Origin of the sequence: Actinoalloteichus spitiensis RMV-1378, from assembly GCF_000239155.1 — a bacterium.
Classification (GTDB): domain Bacteria; phylum Actinomycetota; class Actinomycetes; order Mycobacteriales; family Pseudonocardiaceae; genus Actinoalloteichus_B; species Actinoalloteichus_B spitiensis.
In genome coordinates, this window is record NZ_AGVX02000421.1 from 1 (window position 1) to 341 (window position 341).

Here is a 341-nt window from a genome sequence, read left to right on the forward strand (position 1 = left end):
GAGTGCCCGGACGCGGCGGCGGTGGTGGGGGAGGGGGTGTCGTGGTCCTACCGGGAGGTCGATGCCCGGTCGGCCCGGTTGGCCGGATACCTGGTGTCGCGGGGTGTGGTGGCCGGTTCCCGGGTGGGGGTGTTGTTGGAGCGGGGTCCGGATGCGGTGTGCGTGCTGTTGGCCGTGCTCCGGGCGGGTGGTGCCTACGTTCCGGTGGATCCGGGGTACCCGGCGGCGCGGGTGGAGTTCCTGCTCACCGACAGTGGGGCCGGGGTGGTGGTGACCACCGCCGAGTTGGCCGACCGGGTCCCGGCGGGCCTGGCGACGGTGGTGGTGGACGACCCGGCGAC

At 74.5% G+C, this 341-nt stretch carries 1 protein-coding gene; it reads left to right on the plus strand.

The genetic code is table 11. The features are described 5' to 3' along the window. The coding region (locus ACTIDRAF_RS0218205; protein WP_016700161.1) for an AMP-binding protein at window positions 1-341 on the plus strand (341 nt) is incomplete at both ends.